The organism is Pseudomonas sp. P5_109 (genome assembly GCF_034009455.1).
Classification (GTDB): Bacteria; Pseudomonadota; Gammaproteobacteria; order Pseudomonadales; family Pseudomonadaceae; genus Aquipseudomonas.
The window spans coordinates 714541-732838 of record NZ_CP125380.1 but is presented as its reverse complement, the minus strand read 5'-3'; the positions used below and the strand labels follow the sequence as shown (position 1 = coordinate 732838).

Annotated in this window: 17 protein-coding genes; 7 read left to right on the top strand and 10 right to left on the bottom strand. The window is 61.5% G+C overall.

The genetic code is table 11. The features are described 5' to 3' along the window. Positions 1–11: 11 nt before the first annotated feature. The 4 genes from QMK54_RS03160 to QMK54_RS03145 are packed head-to-tail and all read right to left on the bottom strand — an operon-like array spanning position 12 to position 2303. Entirely contained in the window at positions 12–575 is a 564-nt protein-coding gene (locus QMK54_RS03160) for a DUF4136 domain-containing protein (RefSeq protein ID WP_223594047.1), read from the bottom strand. Between the two features lie 55 nt (positions 576–630). Then, positions 631–1239, bottom strand: coding sequence for a DUF4136 domain-containing protein (locus QMK54_RS03155; protein WP_223594045.1), 609 nt, complete (start codon positions 1237–1239; stop codon positions 631–633). Between the two features lie 12 nt (positions 1240–1251). Further along, positions 1252–2001 (bottom strand): methyltransferase domain-containing protein, encoded by a 750-nt coding sequence (locus tag QMK54_RS03150; protein WP_223594042.1) that lies wholly within the window; start codon positions 1999–2001, stop codon positions 1252–1254. Next, positions 2001–2303 carry a MazG-like family protein gene (locus tag QMK54_RS03145; RefSeq protein WP_007971343.1) on the bottom strand — a complete coding sequence of 101 codons (303 nt, stop codon included), beginning with the start codon at positions 2301–2303 and terminating at the stop codon, positions 2001–2003. The genes QMK54_RS03150 and QMK54_RS03145 overlap by 1 nt, the downstream gene beginning before the upstream one ends. A gap of 173 nt (positions 2304–2476) precedes the next feature. Between QMK54_RS03145 and QMK54_RS03140 the strand changes: the two genes are divergently transcribed. Both QMK54_RS03140 and QMK54_RS03135 read left to right on the top strand, forming a co-directional pair. Then, positions 2477–2770 (top strand): hypothetical protein, encoded by a 294-nt coding sequence (locus QMK54_RS03140; RefSeq protein ID WP_110659980.1) that lies wholly within the window; start codon positions 2477–2479, stop codon positions 2768–2770. A 194-nt stretch (positions 2771–2964) separates the two neighbouring features. Continuing rightward, a complete protein-coding gene (locus tag QMK54_RS03135; RefSeq protein WP_110659979.1) occupies positions 2965–4314 on the top strand; it encodes an MATE family efflux transporter in 1350 nt (449 codons plus the stop codon). A gap of 16 nt (positions 4315–4330) precedes the next feature. Here the strand turns inward: QMK54_RS03135 and QMK54_RS03130 are convergent, their stop codons facing one another. From QMK54_RS03130 to QMK54_RS03105, 6 genes are all read right to left on the bottom strand, one after another. Next, a complete protein-coding gene (locus QMK54_RS03130) occupies positions 4331–5131 on the bottom strand; it encodes a DUF4123 domain-containing protein (protein ID WP_223594033.1) in 801 nt (266 codons plus the stop codon). Further along, on the bottom strand, positions 5128–6447 hold the full coding sequence (locus tag QMK54_RS03125; RefSeq protein WP_320402047.1) for a type VI secretion system Vgr family protein: 1320 nt from the start codon (positions 6445–6447) through the stop codon (positions 5128–5130). Before QMK54_RS03125 ends, QMK54_RS03130 begins: the two co-directional genes overlap by 4 nt. 231 nt (positions 6448–6678) lie before the next feature. Then, on the bottom strand, positions 6679–8592 hold the full coding sequence (gene speA, locus QMK54_RS03120; protein ID WP_103397199.1) for an arginine decarboxylase: 1914 nt from the start codon (positions 8590–8592) through the stop codon (positions 6679–6681). Positions 8593–8810: 218 nt separating this feature from the next. Next, complete coding sequence (locus QMK54_RS03115) at positions 8811–9182, bottom strand: translation initiation factor Sui1 (protein ID WP_007991289.1); 372 nt, start codon at positions 9180–9182, stop codon at positions 8811–8813. A gap of 301 nt (positions 9183–9483) precedes the next feature. Further along, complete coding sequence (locus tag QMK54_RS03110) at positions 9484–10041, bottom strand: NUDIX hydrolase (protein ID WP_110661300.1); 558 nt, start codon at positions 10039–10041, stop codon at positions 9484–9486. Positions 10042–10044: 3 nt separating this feature from the next. Further along, complete coding sequence (locus tag QMK54_RS03105) at positions 10045–11112, bottom strand: DUF2333 family protein (protein ID WP_110661298.1); 1068 nt, start codon at positions 11110–11112, stop codon at positions 10045–10047. Between the two features lie 486 nt (positions 11113–11598). Between QMK54_RS03105 and gcbA the strand changes: the two genes are divergently transcribed. The 5 genes from gcbA (at position 11599) to accB (ending at position 18292) form a co-directional block, all read left to right on the top strand. Next, positions 11599–13269 carry a diguanylate cyclase GcbA gene (gene gcbA, locus QMK54_RS03100; protein ID WP_320402046.1) on the top strand — a complete coding sequence of 557 codons (1671 nt, stop codon included), beginning with the start codon at positions 11599–11601 and terminating at the stop codon, positions 13267–13269. A gap of 52 nt (positions 13270–13321) precedes the next feature. Next, a complete protein-coding gene (locus QMK54_RS03095) occupies positions 13322–15268 on the top strand; it encodes a methyl-accepting chemotaxis protein (protein ID WP_320402045.1) in 1947 nt (648 codons plus the stop codon). A 207-nt stretch (positions 15269–15475) separates the two neighbouring features. Next, entirely contained in the window at positions 15476–17221 is a 1746-nt protein-coding gene (locus tag QMK54_RS03090; protein ID WP_320402044.1) for a protein-disulfide reductase DsbD, read from the top strand. A gap of 132 nt (positions 17222–17353) precedes the next feature. Beyond that, entirely contained in the window at positions 17354–17809 is a 456-nt protein-coding gene (gene aroQ, locus QMK54_RS03085) for a type II 3-dehydroquinate dehydratase (protein WP_110662152.1), read from the top strand. Positions 17810–17833: 24 nt separating this feature from the next. Next, on the top strand, positions 17834–18292 hold the full coding sequence (gene accB, locus QMK54_RS03080; RefSeq protein ID WP_110662153.1) for an acetyl-CoA carboxylase biotin carboxyl carrier protein: 459 nt from the start codon (positions 17834–17836) through the stop codon (positions 18290–18292). Positions 18293–18298: the final 6 nt, after the last annotated feature.

The following is an 18298-nucleotide window of genomic DNA, read 5'->3' as shown; positions in this document are numbered from 1 at the left end:
TATTTAGCGGATCAGGTTGAGTGCGGTGGGTAGTTGGCCAATATCCGCGTGACCGTTTCCCAGATGGCATCGCGCCGATCCGTCGGGTTCGGCGTGCGGCTGAGTATCTGCTCGTCACTGCCGCGCCACACCAGCTTGCCGTCCTTGCCATCGAGCAGGTCGATCTGGATGGTCGCTACTTTGTAGCTGACGCTACGGGTTTCGTTATACATGGGGGCGCCATAGTAGCCATACCACGGGTTACCCCAGCCGCCGCCGTAATTGGTGGTCACCTGTTGCTGGCGCTCTTCGACAATCAGGTAGGCCTGTACATTCAAATCGCCCTTGGCGCCTGCGGCAGCCGGGCGCAGACCGCGCTGATCCAGTTGATCGGCAACCGCCTGACGGATGCGCTGTTCGGTCAGGTCGCTCTTGATCCGTGGATCATCGGGACGGTACTGCAGGGCGGGTTCTTTCCAGGTCCAGCTGCGATAGGCAGCAAAATCGCGGCTGGCGTCGAAGTCATGATTGACCTGGTTGGCGGTGCAGGCGCTGAGCAGCACAGCCACTGCCAGTAAAATAAAGCGGCGGAACATGATGGTTCTCCGGTTGAAGGCATGATCCTGTGGAATGCTTCTTATCTACAAGAAGCTAACTAGGAGGATACGCCGACATTGCCTTTTCCACAGCCTCCCGTATCGCATCGGCCCGCTCGCTTTCGCTGCCCCGGTTGCCGGTTTCAGCGCTGGCGCTCCATATCGGCTGACCGCTTTTGGCGTCAAACATGTCCACCTGCACGACCACGACTTGTTCCTGGTAAGTACGGATGACCGGTACGGTGGCGTACCCGCCATATCCAGGGCCGTAGCCGTTGTAGCCACCATAAGCGCCGCCGTAATAGTCGTCCTGAACCTGACGCAAGCGAGTTTCCAGGCGCAGGTCGGCGCTGACAAACAAGTCGGCCGGGCGATTGTCATGCAGCGGGCGCAGGCCGCGTTGATCCAGCGCATTGCTGACCGCTTCGGCAACCTGCGCCGAGTCCGCCCACGCGGTGCCCGGTGGCAGATGGCCGTTGAGCCAGGCCCAACTGCGGTACTTGGCGTAATCACGGGGCGCCGCCGGGTAGGCGCTTCGATCGAAGGTATTGGCAGCCTGTGGCGGCGCCGGGGGCAAAGGATTGGAGGTGGCGACATAGGGGTTGCTGCCCTGACAAGCGGCCAGCCCCAGGCAGAACATCAGTACACCTGAATGACTTTTCATCTTGTGCTCCGATCAGACAGGCCGACAGATCCAGTGCAAGTAACGCCCAAGCCCGGCAAAGGCTGGATGACGGCGGTGGGCCAGTTCCATTTCCAGCAGGTCCACCAGCTCGGCGCGGGCCTGGAATTCCACCGGCATGTAATCGTGAAAAACCCGCACGCCACTCTGGGTTTCGACCTGCCACAGACCTTCAAGTTGCGCCGCCAGTTCGCGCGGATCAAGGGGCTGCTGCGGGGTCAGGCTCTGCTTCTCACCGGCCATGTCGTTCTTGCGCATCTTGCGGAAATGGCCCTTGAGCAAGTTGCGATAAATCAGCGCGTCGCGGTTGTAGAACGCCAGGGACAGCCAGCCATCCGCCTTGGTCAGTTGATGCAGCACCGGCAAAATGGCGTGGGGTTCGGCCAGCCATTCCAGCACTGCGTGGCACAGCACCAGGTCGTAGGGTTCCGTGAGCTGGCCGAGCAGCTCCTGCCAGGGCGCCTGAATGAACGTGGCGCTCTGCCCGGCTTCGGCAAAGCGCTGGCGGGCGCCTTCGAGCATTGGCTCGGCAGGTTCGGCGAGGGTCACCTGATGGCCGCGCTGAGCCAGCCACAGCGACATGTGGCCAAGGCCGGCGCCGATGTCCAGCACGCGCAGCGGCCGGTCGGGCAAGGTTTCGGCCAGATCGGCCTGCAACACCGCCAGGCGGATCGCACCTTTGGCACCGCCGTAGATTTTTTCGGCGAAACGGGTCGCCAGTTGATCGAAATGACGGTCGCTCATCAGCTGAACCTCCGTTCGCTGTCCGCCAGCTTGCTGCGCACCACGGCCTCCATGTCCAGGCCCAGCTCACTGCACAACAGCAACAGATAAAGCACAATGTCACCGACTTCCTGCCCGGCGTGGGCGAGTTTGTCCGCTGGCAACTGGCGTGACTGGTCTTCGGTCAGCCACTGGAAAATCTCCACCAGCTCGGACATTTCCACGCTCGCGGCCATGGCCAGGTTTTTCGGGCTGTGAAATTGCCGCCAGTCATTGCGGTCACGAATGGCGTGCAGGCGTTCGGTCAGTTCAACAAGGTTCATCGGGCTCTCCTGAAGGCGTATAGCTTCGGGGGGATGACCGAGGATGGCAAGTGACAACGGTTGAGTGCCCTGTAGGTTTTTTGTGGGAACGGTGCAACCCTCTATGCTTGTGGGAACTCGACAGCATGATCGACAGCCCAAGACTCGATTCTCTTCAATCAGGACGCCACTCCATGCAGGTAGAAGGTTTTTCCGAATGGCTCGGCCAGGTACTCGGCTCGATCATCCGCTTTATCGTTGATGGCCTCAGCGGGCTGTTCAATCTGTTGAGCAACGCCAGCAGCAATTTTGTCGAAGGCCTGTCCCAGGCGCTGGGCATGGATACCTCGGTCGTCAGCATCGTGACCTTGATCCTCGGGCTGATACTGCTGTGGTCGGCGATCCGCGCATTTCTCAATGCGTCGTTCATCATGGGGATCATCTGGTTGATGCTGGGGCTTTGGTTGCTCAGCTGGATCATTCACTGACACCACCCCACACACTGTGGCGAGGGAGCTTGCTCCCGTTCGGCTGCGAAGCAGTCGTAAAGTCAGCCCACGCGGTTGCATGAAAAAATGCTGGGGCCGCTCCGCGACCCAACGGGAGCAAGCTCCCTCGCCACAATTGATCGCAGCAGGTTATTGATGTGTCGCTACAATGCCCGCTCCCCCAAGGAGCCTGCATGTCCAACCTGACCGCCGACTGGCGCGACCGCCCGACCCATCGCCGGGTCTGGGCGCTCGCCGCGCCGATGATTCTCTCGAACATTTCCGTACCGCTGGTGGCGCTGGTCGACAGCACCGTCATCGGTCACCTGCCCCACGCCCATCAACTCGGCGCTGTCGCGGTCGGGGCCAGCCTGTATACCTTCCTCGCCTGGGCCATGGGTTTTCTGCGCATGGGCTCCACCGGGTTCGCTGCCCAGGCGGCGGGACGCGGGGATGGTGCGGCGTTGCGGCAGATTCTGTTGCAAGGCCTGTTGCTCGCCCTCGGCCTGGCCGTGGTGTTAGGTGCGGTGGGCGTGCCTTTGAGCGGGGTGGCGCTGCACTTCATGCAACCGTCGGCGGAGCTCGATCAACTGACCCGCGAGTTTTTTCACACCCGCCTGTTTGGCCTGCCGGCGGCGCTGGCCAGTTATGCGCTGGTCGGCTGGTTCCTCGGGACCCAGAATGCACGAGCGCCGCTGGCGATTTTGCTGAGCACCAACCTGGTCAACATTGCCCTGAACCTGTGGTTCGTCCTCGGCCTGGAATGGGGCGTGGTGGGTGCTGCCCGGGCCTCGGTGATTGCCGAGTGGACGGGGGCACTGATCGGCTTGCTGATGACCCGCAAAGCCCTGCGCGCCTATCCCGGGCATATCGCCTGGGCAGCATTGGCCCTGTGGCAGAGTTGGCGGCCATTGCTGACGGTCAACCGCGACATCTTCATCCGCAGCCTGGCGCTGCAATCGGTGTTCTTCCTGATCACGGTGCAAGGCGCACGGCTGGGCGACGCCACGGTCGCGGCCAATGCCCTGCTGCTCAACGGGTTACTGCTGACCGCCCACGCCCTCGATGGCCTGGCCCACGCCGTCGAAGCCCTGTGCGGGCATGCGCTTGGCGCCCGCGACCGCGATGCCCTGCGCCGTTCATTGGTGGTGGCTGGCGGCTGGTCGCTGCTGGCGAGTCTGGGTTTTGCCGCGCTGTTTCTGCTCGCCGGGCACTTGTTCATAGAGATGCAAACCGACATTCAAAGCGTGCGCGACACCGCGTTCATCTACCTGCCCTACCTCGCCGTGCTGCCGCTGATTGCCGTCTGGAGTTACCTGCTCGACGGCCTGTTCATCGGCGCCACCCGGGCCAGGGAAATGCGCAACGGCATGCTGCTGACCGTGGTGCTGGTGCTGCCCTTCGGCTGGGCACTGCAGGGGTGGGGCAACCATGGCCTGTGGCTGACCTTTCTGTTGTTCATGCTCCTGCGCAGCCTGACCCTCGGCATGATCGCCTGGCGCCTGCGCCGTAACGATGGCTGGTTCGCTGGCAGCACTCACTGAACGGACTGTTTCGACCTCACGGCCAGGGTCGGTCGTTCTGCCACAGGCTTCGCAGGCTATCGAGGCGTTCCTGTTGAGTCCGCCCCGACAGCGGCTGCACGGGGACCGCGTCGGGATACTGCAGGCGAAGCCATATCCAGCCATCAAGTACCGGGCGTTCGCTGAAACCCAGCGCCAGTCCCTCCTGCACATGGGTCCACAGGCGGGAAAAATCGGCACCGGTGGATTGGCTCCAGCGCCAGGCATGTTGCTCAAGCAGGCAGGTCTGCAGTTTTTCCTGTTGTCCGGCGCTCAGGCTCTCCTCGACTGCCAGCGGCCTGACCGCCAGTCCCGGGTTGGACAAGCGCTGCCAGCCCTCACACCCCATCGCGCGGTCGGCCCAACTGCCGCCGAACCAGCGTAACTGGTGGATAGGCCCTAGCCAGCGACTCAGTTCAACGGCATCGCAGGCATCGAAAAAATAGCTGGCGGTGATCGGGTTGTAGTAACTCAAAAGGGCCCGGTGCAGGCCAAGCGTAACCGTGAGCATGCGCCGCAAATGCGCCAGTAACGACGCAGTGCTGGCCTCGCTGACCATCAGCAGTCCGGGCCAGCGTTGTCCGTCGACGATGCATAAGTCGGCGAGCGCCGGGCAGGTGCGCAGATCGACCAGCACCGGTCCCTGCTCATGCAGAGCATGCCACTGCGTACCTTCGAACAACCCGGACCACCGGGCTCGCGCAAACATCTGCCGAAGTGTGGCCCCCGCCTGCGGCGTGCCCGGCACATCCAGCAACAGCCACTGCGGGGGTGCCTCGGGCGTGCATGTGACGATCATGCTCCAGAGCTCTGGCCAAACTGTGTCGCCAGACGACAGGTGCACAACGCCTGCGCGCAATGGTTGAAGCTGCCACCGCCGAGCAGCAGGCACAGCATCAGTAACGGCTCCGCCGACCGTAACCATTGCTCCAGGCCAGCGTCATTCGTGCAGATGGGCTGGGGCCCGGCAGCGCCTGTCACCTCGACCGGTGCCGGGGCATGCAGCACCCCGGATATCTGCGGCTGGTCGGGATCGCCTTCGACAAAACTCACGACCAGCTCGGTTCCTTCGCACAAGGGCGAGAACGTCTCGGCCTGCAACGGTCCGGCCAATGGCAACCAACAGTGACTGGGTGCCGCCCCTTCGCCCTGATAAAGCCAGTCGAACTGCACCGGTACCGGTCTTGTCGGGTCGGGACCCGGTTCATCGACCTCGACGACCCACGCCCGTTGCAGGCTATGCATCTGTGGCTTGACCACCGCACGGGGCGGCTCGAAGGGTGCCGGCCACTGCACGGCGCGGACCTGATTGTGGTAAGGCGTCGCCGTATCCTGGCTGCCCCAATGCTCAACGTGGGTCAGCAGCCAGAGTCGATTGCAATCGGCAACCGGATGACCGGACAGCGGCATCAGCCGACCGCTGCGCAAGGTCGCCAGGTCTGTCCGGCTTTCAGCACACTGCGCCGCTGTCGCCGTGCAGCGCTGGCGTTCGAGCTGCCGCACCGCTGGCCGATCGCCCTCGTTGCGCAATACCGCCGGTTCGCCGGTTTGAAAATGCTGCTGATCATCGCCAAACACCACACAGTGCCCGCGGGCCCGGTGTTCGAAGTGGTAGTGAAGCCGTTCCTGGGCGCACAGTCGCTGGAGAAATTGCAGGTCTGACTCTCGATATTGCGTGCAAAAATCCCGGGGTGGGTGGTCGCCACTCAGCTCCAGGCGTCGATCCTTGCCGGTAATACCGTGCTCCTTGAGTACCTGATCGAGGATTTGCGGCACTGAACGGGCGTTGAATATTCGTTGGCTGAAGCGCTGGGCCAGGCAAGCCAGTTTTGGCCCCAGGCGCACCTGGCAGAGTCGGGGCCCCGATGCATGATCACGCTGGACGAGTTCATGCAGTTGTCCATGCACATGGCTTCCTGCTGGCCCAAAGTGCAACGAGGCCGGGCGGTACAGCAAACTGGCAAGGTCAAGCAGCGGGTCATCGATCAGCAGTTCCAACTCGAACACGAACGGCTCGCTGATGGCTTCTCTACCGGTAAAGGCCAGAACTTCAAAGGAGTCAGGCAGACCTGCAACATCCAGACGAAAAGACGGTTCGCTGACTGGATTGAACATCGGCGTTTCTCTACAGGAGGGGCGGCCGGGGATTCTCGCTGAGAGACATGGCCGAGTAGAGTGCCGAAATACAAATTAGGAAATAACCTACGCAAAAAGAAGACCAAATGCGTTGGGTCGCCAAGGTGCGGGAAAATTCACCTGGAACAGGTGAATTTCCCTACCAGGTCATCTGAAATTTCCGCGGCAAACGGAAAGTTTTCAGACAACCTGATCAGCCTGGCGCTTACCTCAGGAAGACAGGTAAGACGAACGGGTCAGCCCCAGACGCAAGGCATCGAGGAACTGCGTGCGCTCGGATGCACTGATGCGGGCATTGGCGCACTTGTCGCGGTAGTGAGTCATCAACTCCTCCGGCGACAAGTGCACGTAACGCAGCATGTCTTCGATGGTGTCGTGGGTTTCGATACCGGCGTGATACACACTGCCATCGGCGTTCTGGTAGATGTTCACCGAGTCGGTGTCACCGAACAGGTTGTGCATGTCACCAAGAATCTCCTGGTAGGCACCGACCAGGAACACACCCAGCAAGTAGTCTTCGCCTTCGTTCAGCGCGTGCACCGGCAAACTGGTTTCGATGCTCTGCTCGTCGACGTACTGGTTGATCTTGCCGTCGGAGTCACAGGTCAGGTCCTGCAGTACCGCACGACGCAGCGGCTCTTCGTCGAGGCGGTGCAGCGGGATGATCGGCAGGACCTGATCGATGGCCCAGGTGTCCGGCAAGCTCTGGAACACCGAGAAGTTGCAGATGTATTTGTCCGCCAGCTTGTCGTTGAGCTCGTCCAGCACCTGACGGTGGGAACGCTGGCGCGCCTTCAGCGAGTTGTGCAGGCGACGGCACACGGCGAAGTAGCATTGCTCGGCCAGGGCTTTCTCGGCCAGGGTCAGCTTGCCGTCGGCGTACTGGGCGGCGACATCGCTCATGTAGTGCGTGGCGCGCCAGTAGGTTTCGGTGACCATCTCGATGTCGGTCGGGCCCAGCAGGTCCACCAGCCACTGTACGGTTTCCGGCAGCGCTTCCTTGTTCTCGATCTGCGGCACGTCGTCGTTGTGTTTCTCGACGTCGGTCACCTGGATCACCAGCATGGCGTGGTGCGCGGTCAGGGAGCGGCCGCTTTCGGAGAAGATGTTCGGGTGCGGCAGGCTCTGCGCATCGCAGAATTCCTTGAGCATCCCGACCACGACACCGGCGTAATCGTCCATGTCGTAGTTGATCGAACTGGCGTTACGCGAGTGCGTACCGTCGTAGTCCACGCCCAGGCCACCGCCGACGTCGATGTGGTCCACCGGCAGGCCAAGGTTGCGCAACTCGCCGTAGTAACGAATCGCTTCCTTGAAACCGTGCTGGTAGTCCGCCAGGTTGGCGATCTGCGAACCCATGTGGAAGTGCAGCAGGCGGATGCCCTGGTCCAGGCCCGCCGCGCGGAAACGCTCGACCACCGACAGCAGTTGCGCCGCCGACAGGCCGAACTTGGATTTTTCGCCGCCGGTGTCCGCCCACTTGGACGAGGCCAGGGACGACAGGCGCACGCGCAGGCCGACCTGAGGCTTGACCTTGAGCGAGGCTGCTTCTTCGATCACCAGGCCGACTTCGGATTCTTTCTCGATCACGATGAACACGTTGTGGCCGAGCTTCTGGCCCATCAGTGCCAGGCGAATGAACTCGCGGTCCTTGTATCCGTTGCAGACGATGGTGCCGCCCTTCGGCGCCAATGCCAGCACCGCCAGCAGCTCAGGCTTGGAACCGGCTTCCAGGCCGATGGAAACGTTCTGGGTGGCGATGATGTTTTCGATCACCGCTTCCTGCTGGTTCACCTTGATCGGATACAGCGCGGTGTACTTGCTCTGGTATTCCAGGCGTTCGATGTTGGCGTCGAATGCGCCCGTCAGCTGACGCACACGGTCTTGCAGGATGTCCGGGAAACGGACCAGCAACGGCAAGGACAGGCCGCTTTTACGCAGCTGGTCGACTTGCTCGAACAGGTCGATAGGCGAGCTGCTCGGACCGTTCGGACGAACTTCGACGCGACCGGCGTCATTGATCGCGAAATACCCGGCCCCCCAATGGCGAATCCCGTAAACACTGCGGCTGTCCGCAACTGTCCATTGGCTGCCATCGTCTTTGCGTGTGCGTCGTACGGACATCGAAGTCCCCTATAAAGAAGTCATAGTGCGTCGCCTGGGTTCAGGCCGGCGCAGTCTAAAGAATGAAAATGACGGTTCGTCAACGAGGCAATAGACCCCGCCGACCGCAGTGAGTTTAGAAACCGGTCATGAACAGGCTCTGTGAAAACCATGTGGACGACACCAGGCCTGAATGCCATCAGGACCGGATCAGCCGAGGGTGGTTTTCACAGAGGCTGCTAGCCGCCGGACTTCTTCGCTTTGAAACCGAGCTTGATCAGTTCTGCCAAGAGTAGCTCGACATGATCGCCCTGGATTTCGATGACACCGTCTTTCAGCGCCCCACCGGTCCCACAGCGTTTCTTCAACGTCGTGGCCAGTTCCTTGAGCGCGTCTTCAGCCAATGGCACGCCGGTGATGGTGGTCACCGTCTTGCCGCCACGGCCCTTGCTTTCGCGACGCACGCGCGCGATGCCGTCGCCGGCCGGGATAACGGTCTGTTTGCAGATGCAGGCGTCCACCGGTTTACTGCATTCCGGACAATGACGACCTGCGTCGGTGGAAAATACCAGGCCGCCCAAGGCGGCGAAGGATGCGGCTTTTTTGGCCACCGGCAATCCTCTTCGGAGGACAAAGACTGGTCGCAGCACTTGGGAAGGCTATCGACCGCGAAGCCCCACTCAGGCAGGGGCAGCGCTACTGAAACGGTACAACCCTAACTTGTAGGAGCTGGCTTGCCAGCGATGGACGTCAACGATAACGCGTGGCATCAGGCTACACGTGTCGCACTCTCGTTCTTCGCGAGCAAGCTCGCTCCTACAACAGCAACAACCAGCAATACCGGTTCAGTTTGAAAAGGTCGCGCAGTGTAACGGCAAAAACGCCGATTGCTAAGAGCCAATCGGCGCCAATTTATAGCTGTTTTGCGACGTCGATCCCGCGTGAGCGCAAATAGCGCTTCAACGCGGCCAGAGAGTCCGGACAGTAAGGCTTTTGCTCGATTTCCAGCATGACTTGATCGATGGGGATAAAGCGCGCTTCGAGCACCTCTTCCGGTTGCAGGGTCAACGGGCCGTCCCACACCGCCGAGAACGCCGAACACCACAGGCGATTACCGGTGTCCTCGAAGAAAAAGTGGTCATGGGCAGTCAGTTCCACGCCACTCACGCCCAGTTCTTCCTCCAGCTCCCTTGCCGCCGACTCGGCGTAGGTTTCACTGGCGAGCACCATGCCCCCCGCCGCCACATCCCAGTAACCGGGATAGATCGCCTTGCTCAGGGTGCGCCGGTGCACGCACAGCTCGCCAGCGGAGTTGAACAACATGATGTAGGTGCCGCGCCCGATCAGCCCGCGCTCGCGTAAATCGGAACGGACCAGGGCGCCGAGCAGGTTGTCCTGCTCGTCGACCCAGGCAATTTGTTCGGCATCGGAGGCCGCACGGTGCGCGGCTTCCCTGGTGTTATCAACCATGACTCAGCCCTGATTGAGCAGTTGACGCAAATCGATCACCGCGGCGTTGGCCCGGGAAATGTAGTTGGCCATGACCAGCGAGTGGTTGGCCAGTACGCCGAAGCCACTGCCGTTGAGGATCATCGGGCTCCAAACCGGTTCCTGCGACGCTTCCAGTTCACGAATGATCTGGCGCACGCTGACCGTGGCGTTCTTCTTGGCCAGTACATCGGCGAAGTCGACTTCGATGGCGCGCAGCAAGTGCGACAAGGCCCAGGCCTGACCCCGAGCTTCGTAGAACACGTTGTCGATCTGCAGCCATGGCGTCTCGACGATCTCTTCATCGACTTGCGGCGCCACACCCGGCGTCACCACTTCGGTCTTCAGCGCAGTGTTGAGCTTGACCCGGCCGACACTGGCCGACAGCCGTTGTGACAGCGAGCCCAGACGGGTACCGACATCACCCAGCCAGTTGTTCAGGTTGTCGGCGCGGGCATAGAACAGCGCGCTCTTCTGGTTCGGATCGGACAGGCGTGCCTGATAGCGGCTCAGGGAATTGATGCCTTCCTGGTACTCGGACTCACTGGACGGCAGCACCCAGCTCTTGTTGTCGAAGTTGAAACGCGGTTCGGCCTTGGCCAGGTCGGCGTCTTCGGCGGACTGCGACTGCGAACGGGCGAAGTCTTTACGCAGTGCACGGCTCAGGTCGCGAACCTGCACCAGCACGCCATATTCCCAGCTCGGCATGTTGTCCATCCACAGGCCTGGCGGGAACCGGTCGTTGGAAATATAGCCACCCGGCTTGGTCAGCAAGGTACCGGCGACAGTCTTGAGGGTTTCCACCGTGGTGTAACCGACGACCATCTGTTTGCCTTCTTTCTCGGCCGCCATCTGCGCGGTTTGCTGGACCGGGAACAGTGCCGGCTCCTGGCTCCAGTACCAGCCCAGGACACTCGCCACCAACAGGTAGATGCCCAGCAGAGTGGCCAGCGCCCGGCTGAACAACAGACCGCCCAGATAACTGCGGGCCTCCGACTTCGGTTCAGCGGCACGTTCAGGCGCACTGCCTGTGCGGTTCTTCCAGTCCAGCATGGCGATATCCTTTCAATCTCTTGAGTTCAACGGTTCGACCACAACCATACAACAACGTGCCTTGGCCCGGCACCCGCCATCGCACCGATGGGGAAAATTACCGGGTTTACGGATAAACAGTGTTCCCGCCCATACGATGACACTGCGGCCCTCGAAAACCACCTAATGGTTTGGATTGCGCCTCTAAGGGAATCCCCGACCCTCGCAAACCCGAAAAAACCAACCGATCAGAACTGACAAAAAACTCAGGCGCAGCCCAAAGCCAGTCACTCGTCATTGGCCACCCCACACCTGCCAAGTGCCCTGATCAAGGCACTTCGCCCTCCGCACACCGCGACCCTAAAGGCTAGAACAAGACCGTACGGTCACAAACTGAATGAGGCTGCATTGCAGATTATTGACGCACAGCACTCATGTAACGGAAAAGTGGTGCTAGCATAGAGCCACCAGTCGACCTCAGTGTGCACCCTAACTAGTAGTCAGGATATGACCGAGCCAGAAGACCCCAGCCGCGAGCGCCTCAAGCACCACTTTGCCCAGCGGGTAATTCATCAGGCTCGTCAGATTCTTGAGATATGGCAGCGCCTGCAACGCAGTGAGTGGTCCACCGCCGACCTTTCGGAACTGAGCGAGGCCAATCTGCGCCTGCTGCGTTTCGCCGAGCGCTTCGAGCAACCGGAACACACGCAACTGGCGCGCCATATCGGTCAATCCCTGGAAGCGGTCGACGCCAATCGCGGACGCCTGAGCAGCGGCCTGATCACCGATCTCAATCGTTTGATGCAGCGCCTGTCGCGCACCGGCCTGCGCCATGGCGACCAACTCGATCAAACCTTCCTGCCGCCGCTGCGCAAGCCCATCTATGTAGTGTTGCAGGATCACGACCGTGCCGAGCGCCTGGCCAAACAACTGGAGTTCTTCGGCCTCAGTGCCCAGTCCCTGGACAGCGTAGACGCGTTTCGCTCATCAATGGTCGAGCGTTTACCGGCGGCGATTGTCATGGACGTCGATTTCAGCGGCCCCGGCGTCGGCCTGAAACTGGCCGCCGAAGCCCAGGAAGGCCTCGACCATCAACTGCCGCTGCTGTTCTTCAGCCTGCACGAAACCGACACCCCGACCCGCCTCGCCGCCGTGCGTGCCGGCGGCCAGGAGTTCCTCACCGGCACCCTCGAAGCGTCGAGCCTGCTGGAGAAGATCGAAGTCCTGACCTGCGTGGCCCAGTACGAACCTTATAAAGTGCTGATCATCGACGACTCCCGCGCCCAGGCCCTGCACACCGAGCGCCTGCTCAACAGCGCCGGGATCGTCACCCGCACGTTGATCGAGCCGATCCAGGCCATGGCTGAGTTGGCGGATTTCCAGCCGGACCTGATCATCCTCGACATGTACATGCCGGCCTGCACCGGTACGGAATTGGCCAAGGTAATCCGCCACAACGACCGTTACGTCAGCGTGCCGATCATTTACCTGTCGGCCGAAGACGACCTGGACAAGCAACTTGACGCCATGAGCGAAGGCGGCGATGACTTCCTGACCAAACCGATCAAGCCCCGGCACCTGATCACCACCGTGCGCAACCGCGCCGCCAGGGCTCGCAACCTCAAGGCGCGGATGGTTCGCGACAGCCTCACCGGGTTGTACAACCACACGCATATCCTGCAATTGCTCGAAGACTGCTCGTTCCGCGCCCGTCGCGAAAGCAAGCCGCTGAGCTTTGCCATGCTCGACATCGACCACTTCAAACGGGTCAACGACAGCCACGGCCACCCCATGGGCGACCGGGTGATCAAGAGCCTGGCGCTGTTTCTCAAGCAACGCCTGCGCAAAACCGACTTCATCGGTCGCTACGGTGGCGAGGAGTTCGCCATCGTCATGCCGGACACCGATATCGAAGCGGCCTATAACGTGCTCGATGAAATCCGCCAACGTTTTGCCGAGATTCACTACCCCGCGCAACCCCAGGACCTGTGGTGCACCTTCAGCGCCGGGGTGGTGGAGTTATGCGAAAGCTCCGACAGCCTGATGATGGCCAGCCTGGCCGATGAAGCGCTGTATCGCGCCAAGGGTGGCGGACGCAATCGCGTACAAGCGGCGCGCACATCAAAGCAAAGTGCCACTTTTTTATCGGATTCGACCGATACAGTCATAACCCTGTAACAGAAATGCAATAACTTCAGGCACTTACCATTTCTGCCGTTGGTAGTCCGTAATGCGCCTGAAGCTGCTGACCAATCTCAATACCCTCCTTCTGGTGGCCGTGTGCGTCGCCCTCGGCGCTACGCTGTGGTGGTCGCATAAGGCCCTTGAGCGTCCGTATCTATTAATGGAGCGCTACCTGGGCCTGTCGCAGCAGTTTCAGAATGAAGTCGCGCGCAGCGTCGAGGATTACCTCGGCAGCGGCGATGCACTGCGCCTGAGCAGTGCCGCCCAAGGCATCGACAGCCTGCAAAAACAACTCGGCGAATTGCCACCGGCCCTGGCCGAGACCTTGCGTCCCAGCCTGTCGACCCTCGAAGAATTCAGCAAAACCGACCTGTTGGCTGCCGGCAAACTGGCCGGCGACCCACAGGCCTTGCTGCTGCAAGCCGAACGGGAACTGGGCGCCAGCCTCGATCAACTCAGCCAGTACGCCAGCGGTAATGCGGCCTACCTGACACCGCTGCTCACCGCGTCGCAGCACCTGGGTAAATTGTCCCTGGCCCGGGACAAACTGGTCAGCAGCGGCCGCAGTGAACTGGCCGCCGACGTTGAGCGCGAAGTGGCCAGCATCCGCACCCAGGCCGAAAAACTCGACGCCCTGCCATTGTTGGGCGTGACCACCAGCAGTGAGTCGAACACCGACGATTTCGCCTCGATGATGGGCCTTGAGAACAAGGAAAAAACCGTTGCCGAAGATGCCGGCGTCGGCCTCAAGCGCGAGCTCAACAGCCTGCTCACCCGCTACCCGGCCGAGCTCGCGCGCACCCGCGACCAAATCCAGAAACGCGCCGACCTCAGCAGCGCGACTCACTTGAAAATCGCCGACGTGCAACAGGCCATTGCCGGGCTGGAACCGGTTGTACGCGCCCAGCACGGGCAGATCCAGGGTGAAGTGCGGCTGATGCAAGGCGTGATGATCGGCCTGATTCTGCTGATCGCACTGCTGATCGACACCCTGCAGCGCAAACTCGCCCGGACCCTGACCAACCTCGCCCCGGCCCTGTCGACCTGGGCCGAAGGCGACTTCAGCCGCGACATTCAACTGGGCAACACCAACCGCGAATTGCATGACATCGAAGCCTCGCTCAACCGCTTGCGCGCTTATCTGGTGGACCTGGTGGGGACCATTCGCGTCAATGCCGAGCAAGTGGCCGGCAGCAGCCGCACCCTGGCCGACCTGAGCAACGACTTGCACAGCGGCGCCGAGCACCAGGCCGGCGACACGGCACTGATCCGTGACTCCCTCAGCGAACTGGAAGCGACCATTCAACAAGTCGCCGGCGATGCCAGCCAGGCCGCCGACGCCAGTCGCCACGCCGGCCTGGCGGTGGAGCACGGGCAGAAAGTCATCGGCCTGAGCCTCACCGGCCTGCATGCGCTGGTGGACGAAGTGCAAGGCAATGCACAAATGATCGAACACCTGGCCGAAGAGTCCGCGACCATCGGCGGCGTGTTGACGGTGATCCGCTCGATTGCCGACCAGACCAACCTGCTGGCCCTGAACGCCGCCATCGAAGCGGCCCGCGCCGGGGAAATGGGGCGCGGCTTTGCCGTGGTGGCGGAAGAGGTGCGCTCATTGGCGCAACGGACCGCCGGGGCCACGGCAGAAATCCAGACGCTGATCGCCGGGCTGCAGACCGCCGCGCGGCAATCGGTGGAAGGCATGCGCGCCCAGGTCGAACACGCCGAAGCCACGGCCAACCAGGCCCAAGCCGCCGATGGCGCGCTGGATAAAATCGTCGGGGCGATCCAGACCATTTCCGACACGGCGGTACGCATTGCCGATGTCACCGCCCAGCAGAGCGGCGCTGTCAGCGAGATTCGTGACCATAGCGAACGGATTCACCAGTTGGGTGGGGATAACTTGCTGCGTATCGGCGAAGGGCGCGAGCAAGGGGAGAATTTGCTGGTGCTGGGTGGACGATTGCACACGGCCGTTCAGGCGTTCCGCGTCTGATAGACCCTTGTGGCGAGGGGGCTTGCCCCCGTTCGGTCGCGTAGCGACCGCAATGTCAAACCACACGTTCAGACAGGAATCACGGTGTCGCTTGTTTTGGGCCCGCTACGCGGTCCAACGGGGGCAAGCCCCCTCGCCACAAACGCGTGCCTGCATACACTTCGACTGTCCGCTATCATCCCCCCAATTCCGATACGCGAGATCGTCATGCGCCGCTTGCTCTGCCTGCTGTTTTTAGTGTTCGCCCTGCCGGCCGGCGCCACTGGCCTGCTGGAGAACCGACCCAGCTCCACCTTGGGCTCGATCAACAACAGCGCCGATTTCCTGCCGGTTCGCGAAGCCTTCAAGCTGAGCCTGGTAGAAAGTACACCGCAATCGATCAAGCTGCGCTTCGTCGCCACCGAAGGTTATTACCTCTACCGTCACCGTTTTCAGTTTCGCGCCGATCCGGCCGAAGTCGTCCTCGGCGCGGCGAAACTGCCCGACGGCCAGAAAAAACACGATGAATACTTCGGCGATGTCGAGGTCTACCACGGCATTCTCGATGTCGAGCTACCGCGCACCGACCCACGCGCCTTCACCCTGGCCGTGACCTATCAAGGCTGCGCCGACAAAGGCCTGTGCTATCCGCCGGAAACCGAGCGTTTGAGCATCGACGGCGGCGGCGCTCCGGCGACGGCTTATGCTTGGAGCTGGCGCGAACTGGCGTTGTTTTTCCTCGCCGGCCTGGGCCTGACGTTCACGCCCTGCGTGTTGCCCATGTTGCCGATCCTTTCCGGTGTGGTACTGCGCGGCCAGGTCGGCGGCTGGCGTGGTTTCAATCTGTCACTGGCCTATGTGCTGCCGATGGCCGCCTGCTTTGCCCTGCTCGGAGCCCTGATGGGCCTGTTCGGTGCCCAACTCAATCTGCAGGCGCGCCTGCAATCGGCCTGGGTGCTGGTGCCGTTCGCAATGTTTTTCGCCGTATTTGCCTTGGCGATGTTCGGCGTCTTCGAACTCAAGTTACCGCACGCCATCAGCAGTCGCCTGGACCGCATCGCCGGCCGCACCGAAGGTGGGTCCCTGTGGGGCGCCGCGGTGTTGGGCGTGGTCTCCAGCTTGCTGGTTTCACCCTGTGTTTCCGCGCCCTTGGCCGGCGCACTGCTGTACATCAGCGCCAGCGGCGATGCGCTGGGCGGCGGCTTGAAACTGTTCATGCTCGGCCTCGGCATGGGCGCACCGCTATTGCTGGTGGCCACCGGTGGCGCAGCCTGGCTGCCGAAAAGCGGCCCATGGCTGGTCTACGTGAAAAACGCGATTGGTGTGCTGTTGCTGGGACTGGCGATAGGCCTGCTCAGCCGCGTACTGCCGGGCCAGATCACTTTGTTGTTGATCGGCCTTCTGGCCGGTGGCGTCGGGTTGTTCATGGGCGCGCTGGAGTTCGTCTACAAGCCGCCGCGCAAGCGCCTCGGGCAGTTGCTCGGAATGTTCCTGGTGTTTTACGCCCTGGCCTGCTGGTACGGCGCATTCAGCGGCCAGACCGACCCCTTCAATCCGATTGGCCAGCCGCGCGTCGTCGAGAGCAACCAGCTTGGGCAAGACTCCAGTGCCTGGCAAACCATCAGCACACCCGCCGATCTGGACCGCGTGCTCGCCGAGGCCCGGTCGTCTGGCACCCCGCTGCTGCTCGACTGGTACGCCGACTGGTGTATCAGTTGCAAAGTCATCGAGCACGAAGTGCTCAACGACCCTGTCGTCGTCGAACACCTCAAGGGCTACCGGCTGGTCCGCTTCGACATCACCGCCAGCAACGCCGAGCAACGCGCCCTGCTCGACCGTTACCAGTTGTTCGGCCCGCCCGCCCTGATATTTTTCGGCAAGGACGGCGTCGAACGCGCCAATGTGCGGGTGATCGGCGAGATCAACGCCAAAGACTTCGCCGATCGTGTTGCCAGGGCGAATGACCACATTTAATCAAGCAGTTATATATTTCGCGCAAACATCGGTCATCGTGCTGGCTATTGCAGAGAACTGGACAGTCACAAAGGCTTTGCGGCATAGTCGCCGGGTTCTGACAACTGCACACAGATAACAAAGGAACCGCCGATGGCGACGCTACTCGTTCTGCACGGACCCAACCTGAACCTGCTCGGCACTCGTGAACCGGGCACCTACGGCGCCACGACGCTGGCGCAGATCAACCAGGACCTGGAACGCCGTGCCCGCGAAGCCGGTCACCATCTGCTGCACCTGCAAAGCAATGCCGAGTATGAATTGATCGACCGCATTCACGCCGCCCGCACCGAAGGCGTGGACTTCATTCTGATCAACCCAGCAGCTTTTACACATACAAGTGTCGCATTACGTGACGCGCTGCTGGCGGTGAGCATCCCATTCATCGAAGTGCATTTGTCTAACGTGCACAAACGCGAACCTTTCCGCCATCACTCTTACTTCTCCGACGTAGCGGTGGGAGTGATCTGCGGCCTTGGCGCCAGCGGTTATCGACTGGCCCTGGAGGCCGCCCTGGAACAGCTTGAACTACAAGTTAACCGCCCCTGACCGACCCTTGGGAGTTGATGATTCATGGATATCCGTAAAGTTAAGAAACTGATCGAATTGCTGGAAGAGTCCGGCATCGACGAGCTCGAGATCAAGGAAGGCGAAGAGTCCGTACGTATCAGCCGTCATAGCAAGACCCCGGCTCAGCAGTACTACGCACCGGCTCCAATGCCTGCTCCGGTTGCCGCGCCTGCCGCCGCTCCGGCTGCCGCTGCGGCACCTGCTGCTGCCGCCGCTCCAGCGTTGAACGGCACCGTTGCCCGTTCGCCGATGGTTGGTACGTTCTATCGCAAATCTTCGCCAACCTCGCCGTCCTTCGTAGAAGTCGGCCAGACCGTGAAGAAAGGCGACACCCTGTGCATCGTTGAAGCCATGAAGATGATGAACCACATCGAAGCTGAAACCAGCGGTGTGATCGAATCCATCCTCGTCGAAGACGGCCAGCCGGTTGAGTACGACCAACCGCTGTTCACCATCGTTTGAACCGCG